We start from the raw sequence: 5,211 nt of genomic DNA, 5'->3' as shown, positions 1-5,211 counted from the left end.
AGCTGAAAGGCTTACGGAGCAAGGGATAGAAAAAAGATCAAAAAATTTTGCCAAAAGGGGTTGACAAACCAGGGGAAGTTAGATACATTGGTAAATGCGCGGTTGAAGCAAAGCGAAAGCGAAGCGAAACAAACGACGCTCGAACCTAGACAAAACAATAGTTTGAAAGCCAAGCAAAAAAAGCCTCGTTTAGAAGCAATTCTATAACAAAGAAGTCAAACCCGCAAGGGGGAGACAAAAAAAAGTCAAAAGAATCAAACGATTCATCATGGAGAGTTTGATCCTGGCTCAGGATGAACGCTGGCGGCGTGCCTAACACATGCAAGTCGAACGGGAATCTTCGGATTCTAGTGGCGGACGGGTGAGTAACGCGTAAGAATCTAACTTCAGGACGGGGACAACAGTTGGAAACGACTGCTAATACCCGATATGCCGCAAGGTGAAACCTAATTGGCCTGGAGAAGAGCTTGCGTCTGATTAGCTAGTTGGTGGGGTAAGAGCCTACCAAGGCGACGATCAGTAGCTGGTCTGAGAGGATGAGCAGCCACACTGGGACTGAGACACGGCCCAGACTCCTACGGGAGGCAGCAGTGGGGAATTTTCCGCAATGGGCGAAAGCCTGACGGAGCAACGCCGCGTGAGGGAGGAAGGTCTTTGGATTGTAAACCTCTTTTCTCAAGGAAGAAGTTCTGACGGTACTTGAGGAATCAGCCTCGGCTAACTCCGTGCCAGCAGCCGCGGTAATACGGGGGAGGCAAGCGTTATCCGGAATTATTGGGCGTAAAGCGTCCGCAGGTGGTCAGCCAAGTCTGCCGTCAAATCAGGTTGCTTAACGACCTAAAGGCGGTGGAAACTGGCGGACTAGAGAGCAGTAGGGGTAGCAGGAATTCCCAGTGTAGCGGTGAAATGCGTAGAGATTGGGAAGAACATCGGTGGCGAAAGCGTGCTACTGGGCTGTATCTGACACTCAGGGACGAAAGCTAGGGGAGCGAAAGGGATTAGATACCCCTGTAGTCCTAGCCGTAAACGATGGATACTAGGCGTGGCTTGTATCGACCCGAGCCGTGCCGAAGCTAACGCGTTAAGTATCCCGCCTGGGGAGTACGCACGCAAGTGTGAAACTCAAAGGAATTGACGGGGGCCCGCACAAGCGGTGGAGTATGTGGTTTAATTCGATGCAACGCGAAGAACCTTACCAAGACTTGACATGTCGCGAACCCTGGTGAAAGCTGGGGGTGCCTTCGGGAGCGCGAACACAGGTGGTGCATGGCTGTCGTCAGCTCGTGTCGTGAGATGTTGGGTTAAGTCCCGCAACGAGCGCAACCCTCGTTCTTAGTTGCCAGCATTAAGTTGGGGACTCTAAGGAGACTGCCGGTGACAAACCGGAGGAAGGTGGGGATGACGTCAAGTCAGCATGCCCCTTACGTCTTGGGCGACACACGTACTACAATGGTCGGGACAAAGGGCAGCGAACTCGCGAGAGCCAGCGAATCCCAGCAAACCCGGCCTCAGTTCAGATTGCAGGCTGCAACTCGCCTGCATGAAGGAGGAATCGCTAGTAATCGCCGGTCAGCATACGGCGGTGAATTCGTTCCCGGGCCTTGTACACACCGCCCGTCACACCATGGAAGCTGGTCACGCCCGAAGTCATTACCTCAACCGCAAGGAGGGGGATGCCTAAGGCAGGGCTAGTGACTGGGGTGAAGTCGTAACAAGGTAGCCGTACCGGAAGGTGTGGCTGGATCACCTCCTTAAAGGGAGACCTAATTCAGGTAGGGGACGAAAAAAAAGTAGTCCCTACCAAGAATCAATCCCAAAAGGTCGGAGCGAGGCAAGATTGGCTTTCAAACTAGGTTCTGGGTTCATACAAGACCTGAATCAGGAACAAGGGCTATTAGCTCAGGTGGTTAGAGCGCACCCCTGATAAGGGTGAGGTCCCTGGTTCGAGTCCAGGATGGCCCACCTGCACAGGTGGAAAAAAGAAAAAAAGCTCCGAATCAGCACCTTATCTTACTTATATAGTAAGAGAGAATGCTGGCTCTGAGTTCAGAGTCCAGAGGAACCTTGAAAACTGCATAGAGCTAGGTGAAAAAGCCAAAAAAGAAGACCGCAAGGTCAAGCTAATAAGGGCTAACGGTGGATACCTAGGCACACGGAAGCGAAGAAGGACGTAGTTACCGACGAAACGCTTCGGGGAGCGGGAAGCAAGCATTGATCCGAAGATATCCGAATGGGGCAACCCTAAACACGACCACCTGAATACATAGGGTGGAGCGAGCAAACCTGGTGAACTGAAACATCTTAGTAGCCAGAGGAAAAGAAAGCAACAGCGATTCCCCCAGTAGCGGCGAGCGAAAAGGGAACAGCCTAAACCAAGTTCTTCGGAACTTGGGGTCGTGGGACAGTGACAAAAGACTGGGAAATTTAGACGAAGCGGCTGAAAACCGCACCAGAGAAGGTGAAAGTCCTGTAGTCGAAAAAGGAACCAGCTTAACTGCATCCCGAGTAGCATGGGGCACGTGAAATCCCGTGTGAATCTGCCTCGACCACGAGGTAAGGCTAAATATTCCCGTGTGACCGATAGAGAAACAGTACCGCGAGGGAAAGGTGAAAAGAACCCCGGAAGGGGAGTGAAATAGAACATGAAACCGTTAGCCTACAAGCAATGGGAGGACGATTGAACGTCTGACCGTGTGCCTGTTGAAGAATGAGCCGGCGACTTACAGGTTATGGCAGGTGAAGGGGGAAGACCCCACAGCCCCAGCGAAAGCGAGTCTGAATAGGGCGAAACGTCATAATTTGTAGACCCGAACCCGGGTGATCTAACCATGGCCAGGATGAAGCTTGGGTAAAACCAAGTGGAGGTCCGAACCGACTAATGTTGAAAAATTAGCGGATGAGCTGTGGTTAGGGGTGAAATGCCAATCGAACTCGGAGCTAGCTGGTTCTCCCCGAAATGTGTTGAGGCGCAGCGGTAGTGGAAGTTTAGTCGGGGTAAAGCACTGTTTCGCCGCGGGCTGGGAGACCGGTACCAAGGCGAGGCAAACTCTGAATACGGCTAAAAAAACTACCAGTGAGACGGTGGGGGATAAGCTTCATCGTCAAGAGGGAAACAGCCCAGACCACCAGCTAAGGTCCCCAAATGATAACTAAGTGAGAAAGGAGGTGGGAGTGCATTGACAACCAGGAGGTTTGCCTAGAAGCAGCAATCCTTAAAAGAGTGCGTAATAGCTCACTGGTCAAGCGCTCCTGCGCCGAAAATGAACGGGGCTAAGTTATCTACCGAAGCTGTGGACTACATTGTAGTGGTAGGGGAGCGTTCTATAGGGGGTGAAGCAGTAGCGGCAAGCAGCTGTGGACTCTATAGAAGTGAGAATGTCGGCTTAAGTAGCGAAAATGTGGGTGAGAATCCCACACCCCGAAACCCCAAGGTTTCCTCCGCAAGGCTCGTCCGCGGAGGGTCAGTCAGGACCTAAGGCGAGGCTGAAAAGCGTAGTCGATGGACAACGGGTTAACATTCCCGTACCGATTAATGATTGTGCCGGAGAACGGAGAAGGTCAACGTCAGCTGGATGTTGGTTACCAGTGCAAGCAGTCGAGGCGATGAGAGGTGGCGAAAACACCAGGAGCTAAGACGCGAGTCCCACCTCCCACGGGAGGGAAGTGGCGCTGATCAAGCTTCCTAGAAAAGCCCGAACCACGTTAATCATTAATTGCCTGTACCCGAAACCGACACAGGTGGGGAAGTAGAGAATACTAAGGGGCGCGAGATAACTCTCTCTAAGGAACTCGGCAAAATGACCCCGTAACTTCGGGAGAAGGGGTACCCTCGCGAGAGGGTCGCAGTGAATAGGCCCAGGCGACTGTTTACCAAAAACACAGGTCTCCGCCAAGTCGTAAGACGCAGTATGGGGGCTGACGCCTGCCCAGTGCCGGAAGGTTAAGGAAGTTGGTCAGGAGTAATCTGAAGCTGACGACCGAAGCCCCGGTGAACGGCGGCCGTAACTATAACGGTCCTAAGGTAGCGAAATTCCTTGTCGGGTAAGTTCCGACCCGCACGAAAGGCGTAACGATCTGGGCACTGTCTCGGAGAGAGACTCGGCGAAATAGGATTGTCTGTGAAGATACGGACTACCTGCACCTGGACAGAAAGACCCTATGAAGCTTTACTGTAGCCTGGAATTGGCTTCGGGCTTCGCTTGCGCAGGATAGGTGGGAAGCGTTGAAACTCTCCTCGTGGGGAGGGTGGAGCTAACGGTGAGATACCACTCTGGCGAGGCTAGAATTCTAACCCTGACCCCTAATCGGGGCGGGAGACAGTTTCAGGTGGGCAGTTTGACTGGGGCGGTCGCCTCCTAAAAGGTAACGGAGGCGCGCAAAGGTTCCCTCGGTCCCGTTGGAAATGGGACGATAGAGTGCAAAAGCAGAAGGGAGCTTGACTGTGAGACCCACAAGTCGAACAGGGACGAAAGTCGGCTTTAGTGATCCGACGGCACCGCGTGGAAGGGCCGTCGCTCAACGGATAAAAGTTACTCTAGGGATAACAGGCTGATCTCCCCCAAGAGTTCACATCGACGGGGAGGTTTGGCACCTCGATGTCGGCTCATCGCAACCTGGGGCTGAAGTCGGTCCCAAGGGTTGGGCTGTTCGCCCATTAAAGCGGTACGTGAGCTGGGTTCAGAACGTCGTGAGACAGTTCGGTCCATATCCGGTGTAGGCGTAAGAGCATTGCGAGGAGCCTTCCTTAGTACGAGAGGACCGGGAAGGACGCACCGCTGGTGTACCTGTTATCGTGCCAACGGTAAACGCAGGGTAGCCATGTGCGGAGCGGATAACCGCTGAAAGCATCTAAGTGGGAAGCCCACCTCCAGATGATTGCTCTCATGGCATTAAGCCAGTAAGGTCTCGGGTAGACTACCCGTTGATAGGCTCTAGATGGAAGCTCGGTAACGAGTGCAGTCGAGGAGTACTAACCGACCGAGGGCTTGACCTCATTCTTCTTTTCACCACTTTTTCCCTAGCTTTTGCAGTCTTGAGGGTTCTACCCTTCCTGGTGTCTTTAACGTGATGGCACCACTCCGATTCCATCCCGAACTCGGTTGTGAAACTTCACCGTGGCCAAGATACTTGTCGGGTTGCCGACCGGGACAATAGCTCGATGCCAGGATTATTCTTTCCTACCCCTCAATCTCACCAGATTGGGGGGTTTGG

General features: G+C 53.0%; 1 tRNA gene and 3 rRNA genes. All 4 read left to right on the top strand.

Going from position 1 to position 5,211, the window contains the following annotated elements:
- Nucleotides 1–265 precede the first annotated feature (265 nt).
- The 4 genes from IQ234_RS19690 (at nucleotide 266) to rrf (ending at nucleotide 5,167) form a co-directional block, all read left to right on the top strand.
- Nucleotides 266–1,754: ribosomal RNA gene (locus IQ234_RS19690) — 16S ribosomal RNA — on the top strand.
- Nucleotides 1,755–1,888: 134 nt separating this feature from the next.
- Nucleotides 1,889–1,962, top strand: a tRNA-Ile gene (locus IQ234_RS19685).
- 151 nt (nucleotides 1,963–2,113) lie between these two features.
- Nucleotides 2,114–4,993 (top strand): 23S ribosomal RNA (locus IQ234_RS19680).
- A gap of 56 nt (nucleotides 4,994–5,049) precedes the next feature.
- Nucleotides 5,050–5,167: ribosomal RNA gene (rrf, locus tag IQ234_RS19675) — 5S ribosomal RNA — on the top strand.
- The 16S, 23S and 5S rRNA genes sit together here with 1 tRNA gene alongside, the layout of an rRNA operon.
- Nucleotides 5,168–5,211: the final 44 nt, after the last annotated feature.

The organism is Microcystis aeruginosa LEGE 91341, from assembly GCF_015206885.1.
Classification (GTDB): domain Bacteria; phylum Cyanobacteriota; class Cyanobacteriia; order Cyanobacteriales; family Microcystaceae; genus Microcystis; species Microcystis aeruginosa_H.
The sequence above is the reverse complement of the archived record's forward strand: the minus strand, read 5'-3'. Positions and strand labels throughout refer to the sequence as shown.